The 21498-nt window shown below is 63.2% G+C and carries 26 protein-coding genes and 1 tRNA gene; 13 read left to right on the top strand and 14 right to left on the bottom strand.

Annotation, left to right across the window (positions count from 1 at the left end; genetic code table 11):
• Positions 1–3: 3 nt before the first annotated feature.
• Both ACZYOF_RS13830 and ACZYOF_RS13825 read right to left on the bottom strand, forming a co-directional pair.
• Positions 4–843 (bottom strand): FkbM family methyltransferase, encoded by an 840-nt coding sequence (locus ACZYOF_RS13830; protein ID WP_463716098.1) that lies wholly within the window; start codon positions 841–843, stop codon positions 4–6.
• 147 nt (positions 844–990) lie between these two features.
• Positions 991–1620: a class I SAM-dependent methyltransferase gene (locus ACZYOF_RS13825; protein ID WP_463716097.1), complete on the bottom strand. Its 630-nt coding sequence runs from the start codon at positions 1618–1620 to the stop codon at positions 991–993.
• A 426-nt stretch (positions 1621–2046) separates the two neighbouring features.
• Between ACZYOF_RS13825 and ACZYOF_RS13820 the strand changes: the two genes are divergently transcribed.
• The 9 genes from ACZYOF_RS13820 (at position 2047) to ACZYOF_RS13780 (ending at position 9349) form a co-directional block, all read left to right on the top strand.
• Entirely contained in the window at positions 2047–2661 is a 615-nt protein-coding gene (locus ACZYOF_RS13820) for a ribonuclease D (RefSeq protein ID WP_130584221.1), read from the top strand.
• 170 nt (positions 2662–2831) lie between these two features.
• Positions 2832–3575, top strand: a complete 744-nt coding sequence (gene lptC / locus ACZYOF_RS13815; RefSeq protein ID WP_394566501.1) for an LPS export ABC transporter periplasmic protein LptC — start codon at positions 2832–2834, stop codon at positions 3573–3575.
• Positions 3572–4267: an LptA/OstA family protein gene (locus ACZYOF_RS13810; RefSeq protein WP_463702113.1), complete on the top strand. Its 696-nt coding sequence runs from the start codon at positions 3572–3574 to the stop codon at positions 4265–4267. Before lptC ends, ACZYOF_RS13810 begins: the two co-directional genes overlap by 4 nt.
• A 251-nt stretch (positions 4268–4518) precedes the next feature.
• Positions 4519–5535, top strand: a complete 1017-nt coding sequence (lptB, locus tag ACZYOF_RS13805) for an LPS export ABC transporter ATP-binding protein (RefSeq protein ID WP_463716096.1) — start codon at positions 4519–4521, stop codon at positions 5533–5535.
• 93 nt (positions 5536–5628) lie between these two features.
• Positions 5629–7269, top strand: coding sequence for an RNA polymerase factor sigma-54 (rpoN, locus tag ACZYOF_RS13800; RefSeq protein WP_130584034.1), 1641 nt, complete (start codon positions 5629–5631; stop codon positions 7267–7269).
• A 78-nt stretch (positions 7270–7347) separates the two neighbouring features.
• Positions 7348–7950 (top strand): ribosome hibernation-promoting factor, HPF/YfiA family, encoded by a 603-nt coding sequence (gene hpf / locus ACZYOF_RS13795; RefSeq protein WP_028164845.1) that lies wholly within the window; start codon positions 7348–7350, stop codon positions 7948–7950.
• Between the two features lie 232 nt (positions 7951–8182).
• On the top strand, positions 8183–8644 hold the full coding sequence (gene ptsN / locus ACZYOF_RS13790) for a PTS IIA-like nitrogen regulatory protein PtsN (protein ID WP_027581007.1): 462 nt from the start codon (positions 8183–8185) through the stop codon (positions 8642–8644).
• Between the two features lie 63 nt (positions 8645–8707).
• The gene (locus ACZYOF_RS13785; RefSeq protein ID WP_463716095.1) at positions 8708–9004 is read left to right on the top strand and encodes a nucleotidyltransferase family protein; all 297 of its coding nucleotides are present in this window, start codon (positions 8708–8710) and stop codon (positions 9002–9004) included.
• Between the two features lie 36 nt (positions 9005–9040).
• Positions 9041–9349 (top strand): HepT-like ribonuclease domain-containing protein, encoded by a 309-nt coding sequence (locus tag ACZYOF_RS13780; protein ID WP_463716094.1) that lies wholly within the window; start codon positions 9041–9043, stop codon positions 9347–9349.
• Positions 9350–9456: 107 nt separating this feature from the next.
• On the opposite strand, the gene ACZYOF_RS13775 is transcribed toward ACZYOF_RS13780, so the two are convergent.
• The 8 genes from ACZYOF_RS13775 to ACZYOF_RS13740 all read right to left on the bottom strand — a co-directional run bounded on the left by ACZYOF_RS13775 (position 9457) and on the right by ACZYOF_RS13740 (position 16997).
• Complete coding sequence (locus ACZYOF_RS13775; RefSeq protein WP_028164846.1) at positions 9457–9723, bottom strand: BQ00720 family protein; 267 nt, start codon at positions 9721–9723, stop codon at positions 9457–9459.
• A gap of 49 nt (positions 9724–9772) precedes the next feature.
• Complete coding sequence (locus ACZYOF_RS13770; protein ID WP_130583124.1) at positions 9773–10198, bottom strand: Hsp20 family protein; 426 nt, start codon at positions 10196–10198, stop codon at positions 9773–9775.
• A gap of 323 nt (positions 10199–10521) precedes the next feature.
• Positions 10522–11610: a sn-glycerol-3-phosphate import ATP-binding protein UgpC gene (locus tag ACZYOF_RS13765; protein ID WP_463716093.1), complete on the bottom strand. Its 1089-nt coding sequence runs from the start codon at positions 11608–11610 to the stop codon at positions 10522–10524.
• Between the two features lie 102 nt (positions 11611–11712).
• Positions 11713–12561 carry a sn-glycerol-3-phosphate ABC transporter permease UgpE gene (ugpE, locus tag ACZYOF_RS13760; RefSeq protein WP_463716092.1) on the bottom strand — a complete coding sequence of 283 codons (849 nt, stop codon included), beginning with the start codon at positions 12559–12561 and terminating at the stop codon, positions 11713–11715.
• Positions 12561–13442 (bottom strand): sn-glycerol-3-phosphate ABC transporter permease UgpA, encoded by an 882-nt coding sequence (ugpA, locus tag ACZYOF_RS13755; protein WP_282528730.1) that lies wholly within the window; start codon positions 13440–13442, stop codon positions 12561–12563. The genes ugpE and ugpA overlap by 1 nt, the downstream gene beginning before the upstream one ends.
• 172 nt (positions 13443–13614) lie before the next feature.
• The gene (gene ugpB / locus ACZYOF_RS13750) at positions 13615–14934 is read right to left on the bottom strand and encodes a sn-glycerol-3-phosphate ABC transporter substrate-binding protein UgpB (RefSeq protein WP_463716091.1); all 1320 of its coding nucleotides are present in this window, start codon (positions 14932–14934) and stop codon (positions 13615–13617) included.
• 274 nt (positions 14935–15208) lie between these two features.
• Entirely contained in the window at positions 15209–16414 is a 1206-nt protein-coding gene (locus ACZYOF_RS13745) for a CaiB/BaiF CoA transferase family protein (protein ID WP_463716090.1), read from the bottom strand.
• A gap of 157 nt (positions 16415–16571) precedes the next feature.
• Positions 16572–16997, bottom strand: coding sequence for an organic hydroperoxide resistance protein (locus ACZYOF_RS13740; protein ID WP_130583130.1), 426 nt, complete (start codon positions 16995–16997; stop codon positions 16572–16574).
• Between the two features lie 157 nt (positions 16998–17154).
• On the opposite strand from ACZYOF_RS13740, the gene ACZYOF_RS13735 reads away from it, so the two are divergent.
• Complete coding sequence (locus tag ACZYOF_RS13735) at positions 17155–17619, top strand: MarR family winged helix-turn-helix transcriptional regulator (protein WP_463716089.1); 465 nt, start codon at positions 17155–17157, stop codon at positions 17617–17619.
• A 7-nt stretch (positions 17620–17626) separates the two neighbouring features.
• Here ACZYOF_RS13735 and ACZYOF_RS13730 read toward each other — a convergent pair whose 3' ends face one another.
• The 3 genes from ACZYOF_RS13730 to ACZYOF_RS13720 form a co-directional block, all read right to left on the bottom strand.
• Complete coding sequence (locus tag ACZYOF_RS13730) at positions 17627–17866, bottom strand: GIY-YIG nuclease family protein (RefSeq protein ID WP_130226708.1); 240 nt, start codon at positions 17864–17866, stop codon at positions 17627–17629.
• Between the two features lie 132 nt (positions 17867–17998).
• Positions 17999–18074, bottom strand: a tRNA-Ala gene (locus ACZYOF_RS13725).
• A 64-nt stretch (positions 18075–18138) separates the two neighbouring features.
• Positions 18139–18549 (bottom strand): TIGR02300 family protein, encoded by a 411-nt coding sequence (locus tag ACZYOF_RS13720; protein ID WP_130579843.1) that lies wholly within the window; start codon positions 18547–18549, stop codon positions 18139–18141.
• 111 nt (positions 18550–18660) lie between these two features.
• On the opposite strand from ACZYOF_RS13720, the gene aroA reads away from it, so the two are divergent.
• The 3 genes from aroA to cmk are packed head-to-tail and all read left to right on the top strand — an operon-like array spanning position 18661 to position 21156.
• Positions 18661–20055, top strand: coding sequence for a 3-phosphoshikimate 1-carboxyvinyltransferase (aroA, locus tag ACZYOF_RS13715; RefSeq protein WP_463716088.1), 1395 nt, complete (start codon positions 18661–18663; stop codon positions 20053–20055).
• A gap of 33 nt (positions 20056–20088) precedes the next feature.
• Positions 20089–20511 carry a hypothetical protein gene (locus ACZYOF_RS13710; protein WP_463716087.1) on the top strand — a complete coding sequence of 141 codons (423 nt, stop codon included), beginning with the start codon at positions 20089–20091 and terminating at the stop codon, positions 20509–20511.
• Between the two features lie 6 nt (positions 20512–20517).
• Positions 20518–21156, top strand: a complete 639-nt coding sequence (gene cmk, locus ACZYOF_RS13705) for a (d)CMP kinase (RefSeq protein ID WP_130579846.1) — start codon at positions 20518–20520, stop codon at positions 21154–21156.
• A 60-nt stretch (positions 21157–21216) separates the two neighbouring features.
• On the opposite strand, the gene ACZYOF_RS13700 is transcribed toward cmk, so the two are convergent.
• The gene (locus ACZYOF_RS13700) at positions 21217–21366 is read right to left on the bottom strand and encodes a hypothetical protein (RefSeq protein ID WP_160168987.1); all 150 of its coding nucleotides are present in this window, start codon (positions 21364–21366) and stop codon (positions 21217–21219) included.
• Positions 21367–21498: the final 132 nt, after the last annotated feature.

Raw genomic sequence — 21498 nt, 5'->3', positions numbered from 1 at the left:
GCGTCATCCCGCAGATGGCTCGGCCTGCGCGGATGAGGCCATGGCGGAGCCGTTCGCCGTCGGTTTGATCCAGAGGATATCGGTCTGGTCTTCGATGCGACGCAGATCCTCGAGCTCAACCCGGACGGCCTTGGACGACTTAGCTGCGAGCTGATGGGGGACAAATCCAGCCGCAAGCAGCCGATCGACCATCCCTTCGACCGACAAATCGCCGTCGCGGCTCAGCTCTGGCGAGTATTCCGTGATGACGACATCGGCGCGCTCGAGCGCTTTCACGGCGCCCGCCAGAACCGCGGGCTCAAAGCCCTCGACATCGATCTTCATCAGCAAAATTCGGTCCTGCGCCAAGCCAAGGGCTTCGAGCGCGGAATCGACGTCGGTCAACGGGACCACGCGCGAGCCCAGTCCATAGTTCTTGATCAGCGAGTGGCGTCCATTGTTGGACCGCTTGTAACGGTGCAAATGCGCATGCCCGACGGCGGCACCAACCGCGCAAGGATAGACGACAACCTTGTCGATGTCGTTGATCGTGAGATTACGATCGAGCAGCCAGGCATTGGTCGCATCCGGTTCAAACGCCACCACGGTGGTGACGGAGGCATGCTGAGCGGCATGCACCGCATGCCAGCCGAGATTGGCGCCGACGTCGACGACGATGCCCTTCGGTTGATTTTGCAGGTACCCGCTAATCCAGTCGGTCAATTGCGGTTCAAACCGGCCATATTTCGCGATATGACGGCCGATGACGTCGCGGCACTGGACGATGAAGCGCAGCTTCGACCCCGTCGCATAGGTCTGGAACGACGTGCCTTGCGGCATCATCCAGGCGAGCAGGAGCTTCATCGATTGGACTGGTCTAGGTATTCGGGGCATCTAGTCGTTTCTCTCGACGTCGCGACCTCTTCGGGAGGAGATCGTCCGTACAGAGCGGGTAAGCCAAAGTCCAGATGCCGCCAAACGCTTCATCGCCGGTTTCCTGGGCGGGGCAGTTCAGGGGATGTCGGCCCTGCGAAACATGCTGAACTGGAACGACTGCTCCGTGCCCCATGGCGTTCCATGCCGATGCTGCCGCCGATCGGTGAGCTCGAACGCAGGGCCCAGGATCCGGCCGAGGCCCTCCGGGTCGTAGCGCACGACAGGCAATCCGCTGCAGCGTTCCGGTCCGTCCGGCGCGAAGGTGGCGATGATCGCGTGACCGCCCACCTTCAACGCCTGCATCAAGCGCTCCACATAGGCCGTGCGGTCGTTCTCCTCGGTCAGGAAGTGGAACGTGGCACGATCATGCCAGATGTCGTAGGTCCTTGTCGGCTCCCACGTCGTTACGTCATCGACGATCCAATCGACCTTTGCAGCACGGTTCCCAAGACGGGTTCTGGCAACCTGCAGCGAAGCTTCGGATATATCGAGCACGGTAACATCCTCGAAGCCGTTCTCGATGAGGTTATCGACCAAACGTGAAGCACCGCCGCCGATGTCTATGATAGGGGAGGCGCGCGTCGCTCCGACCTGCATGATCAATTCAATTGATGGAGCTGGGCTCTCCTGAAACCAGCTAACTTCGTTCTCGGCCTTTTTGCTATAGACGTCTTGCCAATGGGCGTGTCGATCCTCGCTCTGCATGGGTTTGCTCCGCCGATCCAAGGTTCACGATAGGGCTGTTCCCCCTACCCTCGACCACAAGCATACCTCCACACCATCAGTGTTTACTCCGGCAGCCCTCCTGCGTGAAGCGCGGCGACAGAAACGGCTGGCTCGCGCGTCTTACAGAAAGTCTGTAGCCCGGGTGGAGCGGAGCGCAACCGGGGACATTTGCGCAAGTGGTTGGAGCGGCCCCGGGTTACGCTGGCGCTTCACCCGGGCTACGCCCCCAAGGGATGGCCGGCGGGCTCTCGTCGGTACTGGCTGCGGGCACCGAGGAACTCCGCAAAACCATGGCAAATAGCTCGTTTTATTGCGGTTTGTGGCTGTTCTAGCGCTCGCCTCCTCGCGCTTTGGAGGCTAGTGTCGCGCCTCGAATCGAACTTTTTTGACCTGAGGCACGCTTTCATGACCATCCGCCTGCACCGCGGCGATTTGCCGGATCTGTCCCGCTACAAGGATGCCGTTGCGATCGACACCGAGACCATGGGGCTCAATCCGCATCGCGACCGGCTCTGCGTGGTGCAGATGTCCAATGGCGACGGCACGGCCGACGTCGTGCAGGTGCCGATGGCATCAGCCGATGCGCCGAACCTGAAGGCGCTGCTCGCCAATCCGAACATCCTGAAGATCTTCCACTTCGCGCGGTTCGATCTTGCGGCGCTCTACAATGCCTATGGCGTGATGCCGACGCCGGTCTACTGCACCAAGATCGCTTCCCGCCTCAGCCGCACCTATACCGACCGCCACGGACTGAAGGACTTGGTGCGCGAGGTGCTCAATATCGAACTGTCGAAGCAGCAACAATCGAGCGACTGGGGCGCGCCGGCGCTGAGCGAGGCGCAGCTTGCCTATGCCGCGTCCGACGTGCTGCATCTGCATGCGCTGCGCGAGAAGCTCGATGCGATGCTGGCGCGCGAGGGCCGCACCGAACTGGCGAAAGCCTGTTTCGAATTCCTGCCCACCCGCGCCCGGCTCGATCTCGGCGGCTGGGAAGCCGAAGACATTTTTGCGCATTCCTAAGCCTGTCCGAGGCCGGCTCGGACGTCCGAAAGACGTTCGTCCGCCCCGTTTCGGTCACACTCGTAACGCGAGTGTGCGGCGGCCGCGATGCGACGTCCCGGCTGCGCAATCCGGCGGTCCCGGGTAGAATGATGTAAGCTTTTGCCAGACTTCGCGCCCTTGGAGCAGCGGTGAATTCGATCCAGAGCCCAGCCTATCTAGCCGGCCTCGAGGCGCGCTTTGCCGCCGCCGAGCGCCACAGCCGGATGGTGCGGATCCTGCGCATCGCGGTCCCCGCGGCGGTGGTGCTGTCATTGCTCGCGATCGTCGGGGTGTCGGTCTTCAATCCGTTCCGCATGTTGTTGCCGAAGCTGCCGGTCGACATCGGCAACCTGGTCGTCTCCGGCACCAAGATCACGATGGAATCGCCGCATCTCGCAGGCTTCTCCACCGACCAGCGCCCGTACGAGCTCTGGGCCAAGGCGGCGATCCAGGACCTCACCGACCCCGATCACGTCGAGCTTCAGACCCTGCGTGCAAAGATGCTGATGGAAGACCGCTCCACGATGACCATGGATGCGCGCACCGGCTTCTACGACAGCAAGCAGCAGCTCCTCGACCTGCGCAAAGACATCTTCCTGCAAACGTCGACCGGCTATGAGGCCAAGCTTTCGCAAGCCTTTGTCGATATCAACAAGGGCACGGTGACGTCGGACGAGCATGTCGACGTCAAATTGCTGAACGGCACGCTGACCGCCGACAAGCTCCGGATCTACAACAACGGCGAGGTCGTGCGCTTCGAAGGCAATGTCGTGATGAATTTGATCATGGATAATCCGCCGGCGCAGGCCGAAGCGGAGCCGGCGCCCGCACCTGCACCGCCACCGCCACAGAAGACGCGCTCGGGCTCAAGCAAATCCGCCAACACGAAATGATCTTCATGAAGCAGTTTTCTTCGCGCGGTGTTGCAGCGGCGGCCTTCGTACTCGCGATGATCGCGCCGGGTTCGGTGCGCGCGCAGAGCGCAGTCTCCGGCGTGCCCAACGCCATGCAGGGCTTTACCCAGAATCGTGACCAGCCGATCCAGATCGAGGCGGCGGCGCTCGAGATGCGCGACAAGAAAAAGGAAGCGACATTCTCGGGCAATGTGAAGGTGGTACAGGGCGACACCACGATGACGTCGAAGACGCTGGTCGTGTTCTATGAATCGAATTCGGGACAGGGCCAAGGCACGCCGCCGCCATCGAACGCCAAAAGCGCAAAATCGGCGCCGATGCAGTCGGCCCAGCCGGGGCCGGGTGGCAGCTCCTCGATCAAGCGGCTGGAGGCCAAGGGCAACGTCGTGGTCACCCAGAAGGATCAGGTCGTCACCGGGGAGACCGCGATCTTCGACACCAAAGCCAATCTCATTACCATGCTCGGCGGCGTCGTGCTGACGCAGTGCAAGAACGTGCTGCGCGGCGACAGGCTGCTGGTGGACATGACGACCGGCGTCTCGCGTGTGGAATCCGACGGCGGCAGGGTGCAGGCGCTGATCCAGCAAGGACAGGGCGGACAGGGCGGCGGTGGCCAGGGGGGCTGCCCGCCGCAGCCCGGCAGCCCGTCGCCTTCCAGTAAGTCGAAATAAATCAATAGCTTACTGAATATCTTGAGGCGGCGAGGTTGAAGCCGGCGGGGCGAGACTGTATCTAGGCGATGATCCGGAAAAATGGGAACCGGTTTTCCGAACAGAGAGTGGACGTCCGGTGGTGGAACGCGCCTGGGGGTGGGCGAGCGGTTCCGCAGGACAGGGGCATCCACGCATTCAAGGTTCGCGAGCTAATCGATTAGCCCGCGGGCGTAGTCCCCGGGGACACCGTGAAAGGCTGGCGAAGCGGGATGGTGGACATATTCGGCATGTTCCGAAGGCGCCCTGCGAAACGCAGTTCCGGCTTCGCGCGTTCGCGTGAGGACATCACCGCGCTCGACGATTCCTTTGGCGAGATGCTGACAAGCTCCGTCCGGGATACGTCGCCGGGGGCGCGTGCCGCCCCGATGCCCGGCATGGAACTGCCACATCCGCAACCGGTGCCCGAGCCGCCCAGGGAGGAGAGGCCGCGCCCGCGCGCCGCCAAGCCAGCCAAGACGTCCGCCAAGACCAAGGGCGCCAGTGCCCCGCGCCTGATCCGGCGCCCGGGCTATCTGGCTGTGCATAGCGTGGAAAAGAGTTTCGGCAGCCGCCAGGTCGTGCGCGGCGTCAGCATCTATGTGCGCCGCGGCGAGGCGGTCGGCCTGCTGGGCCCCAATGGCGCCGGCAAGACCACGGTATTCTACATGATCACCGGGCTGATCAAGGCCGATCGCGGCGCCATCGAGCTGGATGGCCACGATGTGACGAAACTGCCGATGTATCAGCGCGCCCGCCTCGGCATCGGCTATCTTCCGCAGGAAGCCTCGATCTTCCGCGGATTGTCGGTCGAGCAGAACATCCGCGCGGTGCTCGAAGTGGTCGAGCCTTCAAGGAAGAAGCGCGAGGCGGAACTCGATGCGCTGCTCGACGAATTCAACATTACGCGGTTGCGAAAGACACCATCGATCGCGCTATCCGGCGGCGAGCGCCGCCGCGTCGAGATCGCCCGCGCACTGGCGACGCGGCCCAATTACATGCTGCTCGACGAGCCATTCGCCGGCATCGACCCGATCGCGGTCGGGGACATCCAGGATCTGGTCCGTCACCTGACCAATCGCGGTATCGGGGTGCTCATTACCGACCACAATGTGCGGGAAACGCTCGGCCTGACCGATCGCGCCTACATCGTTTACGCCGGGGAAATCTTGACGGAAGGCAGCCCGGATGAGATCGTGAACAATCCGGATGTCCGCCGGCTTTACCTTGGCGAAGAATTCCGCCTCTAGCCCTTTTTCCGATCCGTCAAGCCGTGTACATCGGCCTTGGACTAGGCTAAGCAAGAATCGAGCCAACTTCTTTATTGGACCGTTCTTGCCTCCATGGCACTGACCCAGAGATTAGAGTTCCGCCAGTCGCAGTCGCTGGTGATGACGCCGCAGTTGATGCAGGCGATCAAGCTGCTGCAACTGTCCAATCTGGACCTCTCGGCCTTCGTGGAGGAGGAGCTGGAACGGAACCCATTGCTGGATCGCGCCAGCGATGGGCCGGAACCGCCGGTGGCGGGCGAGCCCGCCACGGAGCGGCAGGAGTTTTCCGAGGCTGATGGTTCCAGCTACGGCGACGAAGCCGGTGGCGAGGCGGCGAGTTCCGCCGACGGCTTCGAGCCGAGTCAGGAGGAATGGCTGAACCGCGATCTCGGCAGCCGCGCCGAGATCGAGCAGACGCTCGATACCGGCCTCGAAAACGTCTTCTCCGAAGAGCCGGCGGAGGCTGCCGAACGCGCCGCGAAAGACGCGGCTCCGACCTCCTATACCGAATGGGGCGGCGGCGCCTCGAGCGATGAGGACTACAATCTCGAAGCCTTTGTCGCCGCCGAGCTGACGCTGGCCGACCATCTCGCCGAGCAGCTTGCGGTCGCCTTTACCTCACCGTCCCAGCGTATGATCGGGCAATATCTAATCGACCTCGTCGATGAGGCCGGCTACCTGCCGCCGGATCTCGGCCAGGCAGCGGAGCGGCTCGGTGCGCCGCAGCACGAGGTCGATGCAGTGCTCTCGGTGCTGCAGAAATTCGATCCCCCCGGCGTCTGCGCGCGAAACTTGAGCGAGTGCCTGGCGATCCAGCTCCGCGAGCTCGATCGCTACGACCCGGCGATGCAGGCCCTGGTCGAACATCTCGATCTCCTCGCCAAGCGCGATATCGCATCCCTGCGGAAGCTGTGCGGCGTCGACGACGAAGACATCACCGACATGATCGGCGAGATCCGCCGGCTCGATCCGAAGCCGGGCCTGAAGTTCGGCTCGTCGCGGACGCAAACCATGGTGCCGGACGTCTATGTGCGGCCGGGGCCTGATGGCGGCTGGCATGTCGAGCTCAATAGCGACACGTTGCCGCGTGTCCTGGTGAACCAGACCTATTATGCCGAATTGTCAAAGACGATCCGGAAGGACGGCGACAAGTCCTACTTCACGGATTGCCTGCAGAACGCGACTTGGCTGGTGCGCGCCCTTGATCAGCGCGCCCGCACGATCCTCAAGGTCGCAACCGAGATCGTGCGCCAGCAGGACGGCTTCTTCACCTACGGCGTGGCGCACTTGCGGCCGCTTAATCTCAAAGCCGTGGCGGATGCGATCCAGATGCACGAATCGACGGTGTCGCGTGTGACCGCCAACAAATATATGGCGACCAATCGCGGCACTTTCGAACTCAAGTACTTCTTCACGGCATCGATCGCCTCCGCCGACGGCGGCGAGGCGCATTCGGCCGAAGCCGTCCGTCATCACATCAAGCAGTTGATCGACGCCGAATCGCCGTCCGCGATCCTCTCTGACGATACGATCGTGGAACGATTGCGCGCGTCGGGCATTGATATCGCCCGCCGCACCGTCGCGAAGTATCGCGAAGCGATGCGAATTCCTTCCTCGGTGCAGCGCCGCCGCGACAAACAGAGCATGCTTGGACACGCCCTTTCAGCACCTGCTTCCTCTCCAGACCGGTCGCGCGATACCGCACCGGTGTAATTGCGTTCGCGTTAAATCGCGCTAGTCTTGGTACCCCTCCGAAGCGATCGGGGGTTTCATAAGGCATAGAGGCACGCAATGACCCTTCGAATCTCGGGAAAGAGCATCTCAATCGGCGAGGCGCTTCGCGCACGCGTGAACGAGCGCACCGATGAGGTTCTGAAGAAGTATTTCGACGGCAACTATTCCGGCCATATCACGCTGAGCAAGGACGGCTTCGGCTTCCGCACCGACTGTGCGCTGCACCTGGATTCCGGGATCACGCTGGAAGCGGATTCGAACGCCCCCGACGCCTATGCCAGCGCCGACGCCGCGCTCCTGATGATCGAGAAGCGCCTGCGCCGCTATAAGAGCCGGCTGAAGGACCGCTCGGCCCGCAAGGCCTACGCGGCCTCCGCCGCCCTTGCCGAGCTCAACGGCGTTCCCCTGGATGCGCCAAGCTATGTGATCGAGGCGCCGGCGGAGGGCGAAGGGGAAGTCACCGAATACAGTCCCGTGATCATCGCCGAGGCGACCACCTCGCTGAAGCGGCTGTCGGTCAGCGAGGCGGTGCTGGAATTGGACCTGACCGGCGCAGCCTGCCTGGTCTTCCAGCACGGTGGTAGCGGCCGTGTGAACATCATTTACCGCCGCGCGGACGGCAATGTAGGCTGGGTCGATCCCCCCGTGGTTAATCCATAATGGTTATGCCGTTCCGCATTGACGTGCCCCCTGCCCGTCCCTATGGTCCGCGGCCCTTAAGCATAGGCTCAAGGGAACTGGCCGGCAGGAGTTGGCACGGCTCATGCCTTGGAGTAGAAGCCGCCCGATCGGGATCTGGGCCAAAAAGCCGCTTCCCGATTCATCTTCTTGACGCCTGCGCCTGACAACCTATTTCGCAACTTGACGGTTCACTTCACCCTCGGAACGCCCCATGACGATTACCGATCTGGTCGCACCCGAGGCGATTCTCCCGGCGTTGAAAGTCATCAGCAAGAAGCAGGCGCTGCAGGAGCTCGCCGCGCGGGCCGCAACTCTTACGGGGCAGAACGAACGTTCGATCTTCGAGGTATTGCTGCAGCGCGAGAAATTGGGCACCACCGCGGTCGGTTACGGCGTCGCCATTCCCCACGGTAAATTGCCGAAATTGGAAAAGCTGTTCGGCCTGTTCGCGCGCCTGGAGCGCCCGATCGATTTCGAGGCGATGGATGGCCAGCCGGTCGACCTCATCTTCCTCCTGCTCGCCCCCGAAGGCGCCGGCGCCGACCACCTCAAGGCCCTGGCGCGCATCGCCCGCCTGCTACGCGACCAGGACGTTGCCAAGAAGCTCCGTGCCTCCCGCGACGCGCAGGCGATCTACTCGGTGCTCGCACTGCCGCCGGCAAGCGCGGCTTAGTCGCTAGTTGCGAAGCGCATACCCGCTTTGGCGGCATTTCGTCGCTCGTGATACAATTGCTGCATGACAAGAACTGAAGCATTGAGGAAGCTCCGAAGCCAGGCGGACGCCATCAAGGCGCTGGGAGCGACGTCGCTCTACCTGTTTGGTTCGACGGCTCGCAACAAAGCCAATGCGAAAAGCGACATCGACCTGTTTATCGACTACGATCCTCGGGGCCGCTTTAACGCCCTGGATTTGGTGGCCGCCAAGCGGCTACTCGAGGAGAGCCTTGGCGTCGAAGTCGATTTAACCACCCGCAAGGGACTCCATCCGCTCATCCGAAAACAGATCGAAGCCGAGGCGATGCGGGTTTTCTAGATGCCCACGCGCTCCCCTTTGCTGCGGATCCACGACATGCTCGAAAGCATCCGCGGCATCGAGAAGGCGCTGGCCGGAAAAACGATTCGCGATTACGAGCGCTCGTGGTTGCTGCGCTCTGCGGTTGAACGTGGAATAGAGATTATCTCCGAAGCCAGCCGCCATCTCGGCAATGATTTGAAGGCCCAGCACAAGGACGTGCGTTGGAAGGATATCGCCGGCATCGGCAATATTCTGCGGCATGATTACCAGTGGGTTGATGCTGCAATCATCTGGAAAGCCGTCAAAGACGATCGACCGCCGCTCAAGGCGGCGCTGCTTGAGCTCCGGGAGTCCTTCAAATGAAGCGGGGGGCGGTTTGAAAAACACGCGGGCAGCCCTCGTTGGAGGACATGCCCGCGCATCGAATTCGCTGTGGCGCCTTCAACCAGCCCGCGTCAGGCTGACCGGCGTCAGTGGACGCTGACGGCCTGTAGCTCGTTGCTCCAGGCGTTGGCGACCGCGGCTTCCCGGCTATCGGTCAGCATCATCGGCGTGCCGTCGGCCGCATGGAGCGCAAAGAGTTTGAGTCCCGGCGCAATCTTGGGCGCCTGGGGAAAGAGATCCGGTACATCCTCGGAACGGACCTGCTTCACATAGGCGATATGACCCTCGCCCAGATGGGCCAGCGCCTCCGGTGAGACGCTATCGCGTTCTAACGTCGTACTCACTTCACTCATGGTCTCGACTCCTTTGTCGATTAAGCGGTCGAGTCCGCTCCTCGTTCCATTATTCGTGCTCATTGATCGCGATTGTCTTAATGACCCTTTCAGGTTCCGGCCTGGCCAGGTCGACCGACAACAGCCCGTTCTTCAGATCCGCGCCCAGCACCTGCATCCCCTCCGCCAGCACGAAAGTGCGCTGGAAGTGGCGTGCGGCAATGCCGCGATGGATGTATTGCCGAGCCTTGTCCTCCTGCTGGCGGCCCCGAATCACGAGCTGGTTTTCCTCAACCGTTACATCGAGTTGGTCGCGGGTAAACCCCGCCACCGCCAGCGTGATGCGCAGGCGTTCGGGCTGGCCGTTGGACCGGTCACACCGCTCGATGTTGTATGGAGGATAGCCGTCGGCGCCTTTCACGACGCGATCGAGCGCACGCTCGATTTCGTCGAATCCCAAAAGGAACGGACTGGACAACGTTGGAACACGAGACATCCCAAAGCCCTCTCGAAGCGACTTTGAGGGGCCCTTGCGGCGCCCCATGCAACCGAATAGGCGTCTTGCCCTCGGTCATGAACGAATATGGGGGCGATTCGCGGAGGGTTCAAGCGCCTCTGGAATCAGGATTAATCCGCTCGTTGCCAGCCCAAACGCCGTCGTCCCCGGGGCATTGCCACCGGGTCCGCGCGAAGCGCGGCCCGATGACAGGCTCCGCGATGAACCGGGAATCCATTTCTCCGCCACGGTATGCAGCCCGATGGATTCCGGGTTCCCGCTGCGCGGGCCCCGGAATGACGGCGAGGGAGGGCGTCCAAGCCTCAGCCGATTCGCTTCCGGCCATCGGCGGTGAACAGGTGCAATTTGTCGCGGGGGGCGACCGCCCGGATCCGCTGGCCGATGGCGGGGCCGGTCGCGCCGGGAACCCGGACGATGACCTCGCCCGGCGGCAGTTCGCCGGGGTTGGCGGCCACGCCCTGTTCCTCACGCTGGCGGGTGCCGTAGACGAAGGTCTCGGCGCCGACATGCTCGATCGCCTCCACGGTGAGGCCAAGCGCGACGCCGCCGGGGACCGATTCGTTCGCGATCACGAAGTCTTCGGGCCGGATCCCGAGAATGCCGGCGCCGCTGGCACTGATATCGCTGGCGAGCTGCGACCTGAGTTCATCGGAAGCCAGCGGCATCAGGTTCATCGGCGGCGCGCCGATGAAGGCGGCGACGAAGGTGGTCGCCGGCTTCTTGTAGATTTCAAGGGGATTGCCGATCTGCTCGACCAGGCCGCCGTTCATCACGACGAGGATATCGGCGAGCGTCATTGCCTCAAGCTGATCGTGGGTGACGTAGATCGAGGTCGTGTTCAGCCGGCGCTGCAATTTGCGGATCTCGACTCGCATCGCGATGCGCAGCTTGGCGTCGAGGTTCGACAGCGGCTCGTCGAACAGGAACACTTTCGGCTGCCGCACGATCGCGCGCCCCATCGCGACGCGCTGTCGCTGGCCGCCGGAGAGCTGCCGCGGCTTGCGGTCGAGCATCGCGGCAAGCTCGAGGATGCGCGCGGCTTCCTCGACGCGCGTCCTGATCTCCGCCTCCGGCATGCGGCGGTTGCGCAGGCCGTAGGCCATGTTGTTGTAGACGCTCATATGCGGATAGAGCGCGTAGTTCTGGAACACCATGGCGATGTCGCGATCAGCGGGCTCGACCTGGTTGACCACGCGGCCGCCGATGTCGATCTCGCCGCCGGTGATGGTCTCCAGCCCCGCCACCATGCGCAGCAGCGTCGACTTGCCGCAGCCGGACGGGCCGACCAGCACGCAGAACTGGCCGTCGCCGACCTCGAAATCGATGCCCTTGATCGCTTCGAAGCCGCCCGGATAGGTCTTGCGGACGTTGCGGAGGGTGACGTTAGCCATGTCGAGCTCCGCGGACGCGAATAGCGAATAGGAAAGCGAAGGTCGTCAGCTTGCGCGTGCCTCCATTCGCTACTCGCCATTCGCTATTCGCCACTAGCTCCCTCACTTTTCCGTCTCCACCAGTCCGCGCACGAACAGCTTCTGCATCACCACGACCACGAGCACCGGCGGCAGCATTGCGAGCACGGCGGTGGCCATCACCACCGGCCATTCGGTCAGTGCATCGGTGGTGGTGATCATCTTGCGGATGCCGATCTGGATCGTCTGCATGTCGTCGCGCGTGGTGATCAACAGCGGCCAGAGATACTGATTCCAGCCGAGGATGAAGAGGATGACGAACAGCGCCGCCATGTTGGTGCGCGACAGCGGCAACAGCGTATCCCAGAAGAACCGCAACGGCCCTGCGCCGTCGATGCGCGACGCCTCGAGCAGCTCCTCGGGCACGGTCATGAAGAACTGGCGGAACAGGAGCGTCGCGGTGGCGGATGCGATCAGCGGCAGCGCAAGACCGGCATAGCTGTCGAGCAGGTGCAGATCGGCGACGGTCTTGTAGGTCGGATAGATCCGCACCTCGACCGGCAGCATCAGCGTGATGAAGATCAGCCAGAACATCGCCATCCGGAACGGAAAGCGGAAATAGACGATCGCATAGGCCGAGATGATCGAGATCGCGATCTTGCCGAATGCGATCAACAGCGCCATCACCAGCGAGTTGAGCAGCATGGTGCCGACCGGCTCGCGGGTCGAGCCGCTCGTGCCGACGAAAATGGTCTGGTAGTAGGTTTCCAGGAAATGTCCGCCCGGCAGGAGCGACATCTGGCCGTTGGCGATAACGGCGTTTTCCTGGGTGGACGCAACGATGGCGAGATAGACCGGAAACGCGACGATCGCGATGCCGACCCACAGGATCGCATGCGCGACGTAGCGCTGGATGCCTTCCTGCTCGACCATCAGTAGGTCACCTTGCGCTCGACGAAGCGGAACTGCACCGCTGTCAGTCCGATGACCATGATCATCAGGATCACCGATTGCGCTGCCGAGCTGCCGAGGTTGCCGCCGAGCAGGCCGTCGACATAGACCTTGTACACCATCGTCTCGGTGGCCTTTGCCGGTCCGCCGCGCGTCATCGTGTCGATGATGCCGAACGTGTCGAAGAAGGCGTAGACGATGTTGATGACCAGAAGGAAGAAGATGGTCGGCGACAGCAGCGGGAACGTCACCGTCCAGAACCGGCGCATCGGGCGTGCCCCGTCAATCGCGGCCGCCTCGAACACGCTTCTCGGAATGCTCTGCAGGCCCGCGAGGAAGAACAGGAAATTGTAGGAAATCTGCTTCCAGGCGGCGGCGAGAATGATCAGGAGCGCGGCCTGGTTGCCGTCGAGCAGCGGATTCCAGTCGATGCCCATGCCGCGCAGTCCGCGCGCCAGGATTCCCAGCGAGGGGTGCAGCATGAACACCCAGAGCACGCCGACCACCGGCGGGGCGACGGCATAGGGCCAGATCAGGAGCGTGCGATACAGCGTGCCGCCGCGCAGCGGCTTGTCGGCCATGACAGCCAGCAGCAGCGCAAACGACAGCGACGAGAACGCGATGGCGAAGGAGAACACGAAGGTCCTGACGATCGCCGCCCAATAATCCGGCTGGCTCAGGATGTCCTGGTAGTTCTCGAACCAGACGAAACTGGTCGAGAGCCCGAACGCATCCTGAAGCAGGAAGGATTGCAGCACCGCCTGCGCGGCCGGCCAATAGAAGAAGATCAGGACGATCGCGAGCTGCGGCGCGACCAGCGCAAAAGGCAACAGCTTGGACTGGAAAACCGCCTGCTTCTGCATGACACCCCAAGCGAGGCAGGCCGCATCATGCGGGCCGCCCGATCATCCCCTCGGCGCGTAATTGTAGCCCGGATGGAGCGCAAGCGTAATCCGGGTAGTCGATCCGCGGCGAAACTCTCCGGATTACGCTTCGCTCCATCCGGGCTACGTGGTGTGCGTGCGACGCGAGATCTCAGCGTACAGCGGTTTTTTCAAACTGCCGGAGCATCTGGTTGCCGCGCTCGACGGCGGCATCGAGCGCCTGTTTGGCGGTCTTCTTGCCGGCCAGCGCCTGCTCGATCTCTTCGGCCCAGATGTCGCGGAGCTGCACCATGTTGCCAAGGCGCAGGCCGCGCGAGTTCTCGGTCGGCTCCTTGTTGGTGAGCTCCTTCAGCGGGGTCTCCAGATAAGGCTGATCCTTGTAGAAGCCTTCCGCCTTCGCTTTCTCGTAGGCCGCCTTGGTGATCGGGAGATAACCGGAGGCCTTGTGGATCCCGACCTGGCGGTCGGTGTCGGAGAGGAAGGCCAGGAACTTGGCGACGCCCTTGTATTCCTCGGCCGTCTTGCCACCCATCACCCACAGCGAGGCGCCGCCGATGATCGAATTCTGCGGCGCGCCCTTGGCGTCGGGATAGTAGGGCATCGGCGCGTTGGTCCAGTTGAACTTGGCCTGCGACTTCACATTGCCGAAGAAGGCCGACGAGGTCAGGAAGATCGGGCACTCGCCCGAAGTGAAGCGGCCTTCGCCGGTGTTGGTGCGGCCGGAATAGTCGTAGGTCTTGTCCTTCTGCAGCTCGATCAGATTTTCGAGATGCTTGACCTGCAGCGGTCCGTTGAACTGCAGCACGGTGTCAAAGCCGTCGAGCCCGTTGGCCTTGCTGGCCAGCGGCACGTTGTGCCAGGCCGAGAGCTGCTCGATATTGACCCAGGTCGCCCAGGCGTTGGAGAAGCCGCAATTGGTGTAGCCCGCGGCCTTCAGTTTTTTCGCTGCGTCGAACACGTCCGGCCAGGTCTTCGGAATCTCGGCGATATCAGCCTTCTTCAAGGCGTCGAGATTGACCCACATCACCGTCGAGGACGAGTTGAAGGGGAAGGACAGCATCTCGCCTTTCGAAGTCGAGTAGTAGCCGGTGATCGCGGGCAGGTAGCTGCTCGGATCGAATTTCTCGCCGGCCTCCTGCATCAGCTTGTAGACCGGCTTGATCGCGCCGGTTGCCGCCATCATGGTGGCGGTGCCGACCTCGAAGACCTGCATGATGTGGGGCGCGTTACCGGCGCGGAACGCGGCAATGCCGGCGTTCATCGTATCAGCATAGCCGCCCTTGTAGGTCGGAACGACCTTGTACTTGCTCTGCGATGCATTGAAGTCATTGGCGAGCTTGACCACGACATCGTTGTTGCCGCCGGTCATGGCGTGCCACCACTGGATCTCGGTCACCGCAAATGCCGGCGAAGCGCCGAATGCCAGTGCGACCGCGATTGCTGCTGCAGCGCCGAACTGTCGAAAAGCCATCAAAACCCCTCCCGTTAAGCCGCCATCTCCGTCGGTTGCGCTAGCAGCGCGGAATGACGTGCAAATGACCTATAAGCGAAGATCATGGCGCCGGGGAAGCGGGAGCCGGCGCAAAAACGCGCGGCCCCTGGAACGTCAATCTTGAAGTGACTTGTTGCCGCAGCCGGCAAGTAGCCCGGATGGAGCGAAGCGTAATCCGGGAAAATTCGCGCCTTGCGAAAAAGCCCCGGATTGCGCTTCGCTCCATCCGGGCTACGAAGCCGACCCGGACAGATCAGCGCTTCCGCTCGGGCCCGCAGACCACGCCCTTGGCGACCAGCGCCTCGACTTCCGCTTGCGAGTAGCCGAACTCGCCGAGCACCTCAGTGGCGTGCTGGCTGAACTTTGGCGGGGTGCGGCGCAGGCTGGGTTTGGTGCGTTCCAGCCGGATCGGCGAGGCGACGCCCTTGTACCAATCCTTCTCGATGATATCGCCGCGGTAGATCGTGTGCGGGTTGGTCAGCGCCTGGTCGATCTTCTGCACCGGCCCCGCCGGCAGGCCGGCGGCGAGCAGGCGGTTGCACAGCGGCTCGGCCTCATACTGGCTGAACACCGCGGCAAGCTCCGCGCGCAGCGCGTCGCGGTTGGCGATGCGGTCCTTGTTGCGGGCAAAGCGCGGGTCGGTGCCGAGCTCGGGCTTGCCGATCTCCTTACACAATTTGCGGAAGGTGCCGTCATTGCCGACGCCGATGAAGATGTTGTCGGTCTTGGTCGGGAAGATCGCGTAAGGAACGAGGTTGGGATGCTCGTTGCCGGTGAGGCTTGGCGGCTTGCCGTGCATGAAGTAGTTGGCCGTGTGCGGATGCATGATCGCAAGACCGGTCTCGTACAGCGTGGTCTCGAGGAACTGGCCGAGGCCGGAGCGCTGCCGCTCCGACAGCGCCATCAGGATGCCGATCGTCGCATAGAGCCCGGTGGTGATGTCGACCAGCGGCACGCCGATTCGCATCGGGCCGCTTTCCGGCGAGCCGGTGGCGGCGATCATGCCGGTCATGGCCTGGATGATCGCGTCATAGCCGGGATTGCCGCCGCGCGGGCCGTCGGCGCCGAAGCCGGAGATCCGGCAATGCACCAGCCGCGGGAATTTCGCGCGCAGCACGTCGTTGCCGATGCCCCATTTGTCGAGCGTGCCCGGCTTGAAATTCTCGATCAGGACGTCGGCGCTTTCGAGCAGCTTCATCAGCACGGCACGGCCGCCTTCGGAGGCGAGGTCGAGCCCGATCGAGCGCTTGTTGCGGTTGATGCCGACGAAATAGGCCGCATCCTCCTCATGAAAGGGAGGGCCCCAGTCGCGCACTTCGTCGCCGGCGGGCGGCTCGACCTTGATCACGTCGGCGCCGTGGTCGGCGAGAATCTGGGTGCAATAGGGGCCGCCGAGCACGCGCGTCAAATCGATCACGCGCAGGCCGGCCATCGCGCCCGCGACCGCTTCTGAACTCATGGGAAACCTTCGCTCAAGTCAAACAGATGGAGGGCTTGTCCAGAGCTAGCGGTCTTCGAACGCGGCGGCAATGCCTTATCGCGCGTGGAGGCATGCCGCACCACTGATCGCAACGCGAATAGCCCGCCGGATGCAGCGGGCTATTCCGCCATACGGATTACACCACGTTCAGGCGCACATCGACATTGCCGCGCGTGGCGTTGGAATAGGGACACACCTGGTGGGCCTTTTCCACCAGCGCCTCTGCATCCGCGCGCGAGAGCCCGGGCAGGGAGACATCGAGCGCGATATCGAGGCCGAAGCCGCCTTCGGAGCGCGGTCCGATGCCGACCGTCGAGGTCACCGCAGCGTCGGCGGGCACCTTCGGGCCGCCCTGCGAGGCCACGAACTTCATCGCGCCGATGAAGCAGGCGGCGTAGCCGGCCGCAAAGAGCTGTTCGGGGTTGTTGCCGGCGCCGCCGCCACCGCCAAGCTCCTTCGGGGTGGTGAGCTTGACGTCGAGCGCACCATCAAGCGTCGCGGAATGGCCGTCGCGGCCGCCAGTGGCCTTGGCGCTGGTCTTGTAGAGCACGTTCACGGACATGGGGTGTCTCCCTCATCAATGGTTTCGACGCCGTTTATATTGCAGACAACTAGATTGTGCACAATATAAAGCGCATGGCCTCACATTTAATTGTTCGCAATTGAATGTGCGGCGGCACCGGCCCACAATGAACCCAGATTCTGACGAGGCTGAGAAAATGGCACGGAAACAGTTGGCGGTCGCGGACCAGCCGCTACGGCTCGACAATCAAATCTGCTTTGCGATCTATTCGGCCGCGCACGCGTTCAACCGCGTCTACAAGCCGCTATTGGACCGGCTGGGCCTGACCTATCCGCAATACCTGGTGATGCTGGTGCTGTGGGAGAAGGATGGCGTTCCGGTCAAGGATATCGGCGAGCGGCTATTCCTGGATTCCGGCACGCTGACGCCGCTGCTCAAGCGGTTGGAAGCCGCGCAGCTCATCAAGCGCACACGCAGCAAGGAAGACGAGCGGCAGGTGCTGATCGCACTCACGCCGCAAGGGCAGGCGCTGAAGGAGAAGGCGAGAGCGGTGCCGCGACAGGTCCTGGCGGCCTCTGCCTGCTCGGTCCCGGAACTATCGGCGATGAAGAACGAGATCGTGGCGCTGCGGGACAGGCTGAATGCGGCGGTGGCGGAGTGAGGGGGGATCAGAGGCGCTTCTTGGCGAACGCGCGGCCGGAATGGGATTTGAGATATTTCTCGAAGGCGAGCGCTTTGTACTTATCGGGGAAGGCACAGTACCAGATCAGTTGCCATGGCTTGAACTTGGCGGTGTGCGCGGATCTGCCGGCATTGTGTTCCGGAAAGCGTCGTTTCAAATCCGCAGTGGCACCGATGTACTCCTGGTCTGGAAAGTTGATGCTGCGGATGATGTAGACGTACCACATCAATGTCTACTAGCAGATAGCACCAGCGAAGTTCTCGGCAGCCCGTCTTCGCCCGTTGGGCTTCGCCGGGCACCACGCTTCGCCCTTCGAGCTCCGCGCGGCTGCGCCACGCGTAGCCCGAAGGGCGAAGCGTGGTGGAGCCAGGCGGGATCGAACCGCCGACCTCTTGCATGCCATGCAAGCGCTCTCCCAGCTGAGCTATGGCCCCTTAAGGGATCGCGAGCCGCATCCGACTCGCGGGGAAAGACCCAGAACACAGTTCTGGATCGATCTCAAGTCTCTTCATCGCCTCCGACGTCGCCAATGATGTCGGTGACGTCCTCATCGCCCTCTTCTTCGTCGGCGATGAAGGTGGAATCATCGTCATCATCGTCTTCGAGGGTCTCGTCGATCTCGATATCGTCCTCGGATTCGGGAACGACCGCCTTGACCTTGCCGGTGTTCTCCTCGGCATCGGCCTCCTCGAGCGAGACCAATTCTTCGGCCTCCGCGGGCTCCGGCGTATCGGCAGCGGCGGTGGCCGCAGCGGCGCTGGCGCCTCGGGTAGCGCGCGGCGGCGCCACGGGGGCGATCGGCACGACTTCGCCAGTGTAAGGCGAGATAACCGGGTTCTTGTTCAGATCATAGAACTTCTTGCCCGTGGTCGGGCAAATGCGTTTGGTTCCGAGGTCGGACTTGGCCACGTGGTGATCCCAGGAATTTTCTGAAAAGCGGTGCTTCACTTGGCTAGTTGAGGGGCCGCTGTCAATAGCGGTTTGCGCGCATTTACTCCCGGGTGACGCCGGGGGTTCGATATGTTACCTGCCGCGCCGCGAGAGGACGCGATCTTGGCCCATTCCGACCACCAGAACCCCGAAAAGACCCCCTCCAAGGCCCCCCTGGAGGCCCGCGCGAGCGGTCCCCTGAGCGGCAAGGCCCGCGTCCCCGGCGACAAGTCGATCTCCCACCGGGCCCTGATCCTGGGTGCGCTGGCGGTCGGCCAAAGCCGGATTTCCGGGCTGCTCGAGGGCGAAGATGTGCTCAATACCGCCAAATCGATGCGGGCGCTGGGCGCCGAGGTCGAGCGTACCGGCCCGTTTGCCTGGTCGGTCCGGGGCGTTGGCGTCGGGGGCTTCGCGGAGCCCGCCGGGCCGCTCGATTTTGGCAATTCCGGCACCGGCTGCCGGCTGGTGATGGGAGCGGTTGCGGGCTGTCCGATCACGGCGACCTTTGACGGCGATGCCTCGCTGCGCTCGCGGCCGATGCGGCGGATCCTCGATCCCTTGGAACTGATGGGCGCCAGGGCGGGCGAGATGAGGGAAGGCGGCCGCCTGCCGCTGACGCTGCATGGCGCCCGCAACCCGTTGCCGATCGTCTACAAGACCCCCGTCGCTTCGGCCCAGATCAAGTCCGCGGTGCTGTTGGCGGGACTGGCGGCGCCGGGTGTCACCACGGTGATTGAGCAGGAAGCCAGCCGCGATCACACCGAGCTGATGCTGAAGCATTTTGGTGCCGCGCTCACCTCGAGCAAGGAAGGCAGCCACGGCCGCCGGATCGCGCTGACCGGCCAGGGCGAACTGCACGGCGCTGAGGTCGTCGTTCCCGCCGATCCCTCCTCGGCGTCGTTCCCGGTCGTGGCGGCGCTGGTCGTTGGCGGCTCCGATATCGTGCTGCCTGACGTCATGACCAATCCGCTGCGCACCGGGCTGTTCACGACGCTGCGCGAGATGGGCGCCTCGATCGAGGAGGACGAGTTGCGCATGGACGGCGGCGAGCCGATGGCGCGCCTGCGCGTGCGTGCTTCCAAATTGCGCGGGGTCGAGGTGCCGCCGGAACGCGCGCCGGCGATGATCGACGAATATCTGGTGCTGGCGGTGGCGGCCGCTTACGCCGAGGGCACTACCATCATGCGCGGCCTGCAGGAATTGCGCGTCAAGGAATCCGATCGCCTCGAAGCCACCGCCGACATGCTGCGTGTCAACGGCGTCAAGGTCGAGATTTCAGGCGACGATTTGATCGTCGAGGGCAAGGGCCATGTGCCCGGCGGCGGCGTGGTCGCCACCCACATGGATCATCGCATCGCGATGTCGGCCCTGGTGATGGGGCTCGCCGCCGACCGGCCGGTGACGATCGACGACACCGCCTTCATCGCCACCAGTTTCCCGGATTTCATTCCGATGATGCGCTCGCTCGGCGCGGAGTTTTCATGAGGCTGACGCTATGGCGGCAGCCCAGCATAAGCCGTGAGGGAGTGGCCGATGCCCCCAAATACCCTCGCTGATGCCGTCGACAGCATTCAGGCTGGTGCGCGGCAGGACGATGTCCTGGCCGAGTTTGTCGATACGTTCGACCTGGCAAGCACCGATGAGCTTCGCTATGCGTCGATTGAACGCGAGCCTAAATTGACCGGTGACGCGAAGCTCGATGCGTTGATTGGTGCGATTGCCGAATATCTCGCCAAGCAACGCAGGCTTGGGCGGGTTCCCGGCTGGGTCTGTGATCCGGCGCGCCGGTTGAAGACACCCTGGTTCACCTCGGCGGACGCTTCGGACGCGATGCGCGAATTTCTCACCTTCAGCAGCCCGGGCGAGTTTGCCTCGCGCAATATCTTCACCGAGGAGCGACCGTTGCGGCGCGCCCGCGGTCCTCACTCCACGACTCAATAGGGCACCATGATCATCGCCATCGACGGGCCGGCCGCATCCGGCAAGGGCACGCTGGGAAAACGGCTCGCTGCGCATTATGGCTACCGCCATCTCGACACCGGGGTGATCTATCGCGCGGTGGCGAAGGCGTTGCTCGATGCCGGCGCCGACCTCACCGATGAAGCGCGCGCGATCAAGGCGGCGATGGAGCTCGACCCTGAGAAATTCGGCCATCCCGAGCTGAAGACGCAACGGATCGGCGATGCCGCTTCCGTGGTATCTGCAATACCCAAGGTACGCGAGGCGCTGGTCAATTTCCAGCGCCAGTTCGCCGCCGATCCGCCTGGCGTGGTCCTTGACGGCCGCGATATCGGGACCGTGATCTGCCCGAATGCCGATGTGAAGATCTTTGTCGTCGCCGATCCGCGTGTGCGGGCCCGGCGGCGGACGCTGGAGGCCCGCGCGCGCGGCGAGGACGCCGATGAGGCAGCGGTGCTGGCCGATATTCTCAAGCGCGATGAGCGTGACAAGAATCGCGCGGTGGCCCCACTAAAGCCGGCGCCCGATGCGCATACGCTGGACAATTCCAATCTCGATATCGAGGCCGGCGTGCGCGCCGCGATCGACATCGTCGAGGCGGTGCGCGCGGCGCGCGGGCTGGCCTAGATTGTTGTTTGACGCGTTTTCTTCACGCGAACCAGTACCCACTTCGCTCGAAAACGCTACCTAACGCGTCGAGGATTCCTGGTCAGCCAGGCCGGAGAAAGACTGTGCAGCCGAAAAGGTCCGCATCGACGCCGCCGCGCCAGGCATTGCGGCGATGGCATGGCCGAGTGCGAACGCGGCAACGACGGCCAGGGCGATCAGGCTTTTCATGGTCGTTCCCCCTGTCTCTTGGGTGGGCCCCACTATGCGCGGGCTCACTTAAGCCCGGGTTCCACCACAAGCCCTGCCAGATGCCTTTCGCGCAACACGGTCAACAATTGTTCAAATGCAGTCCGGCATTGT

The sequence above is a fragment of the Bradyrhizobium sp. LeoA1Lang genome (genome assembly GCF_055413685.1).
This window is presented reverse-complemented; position numbering and strand designations above follow the sequence as displayed.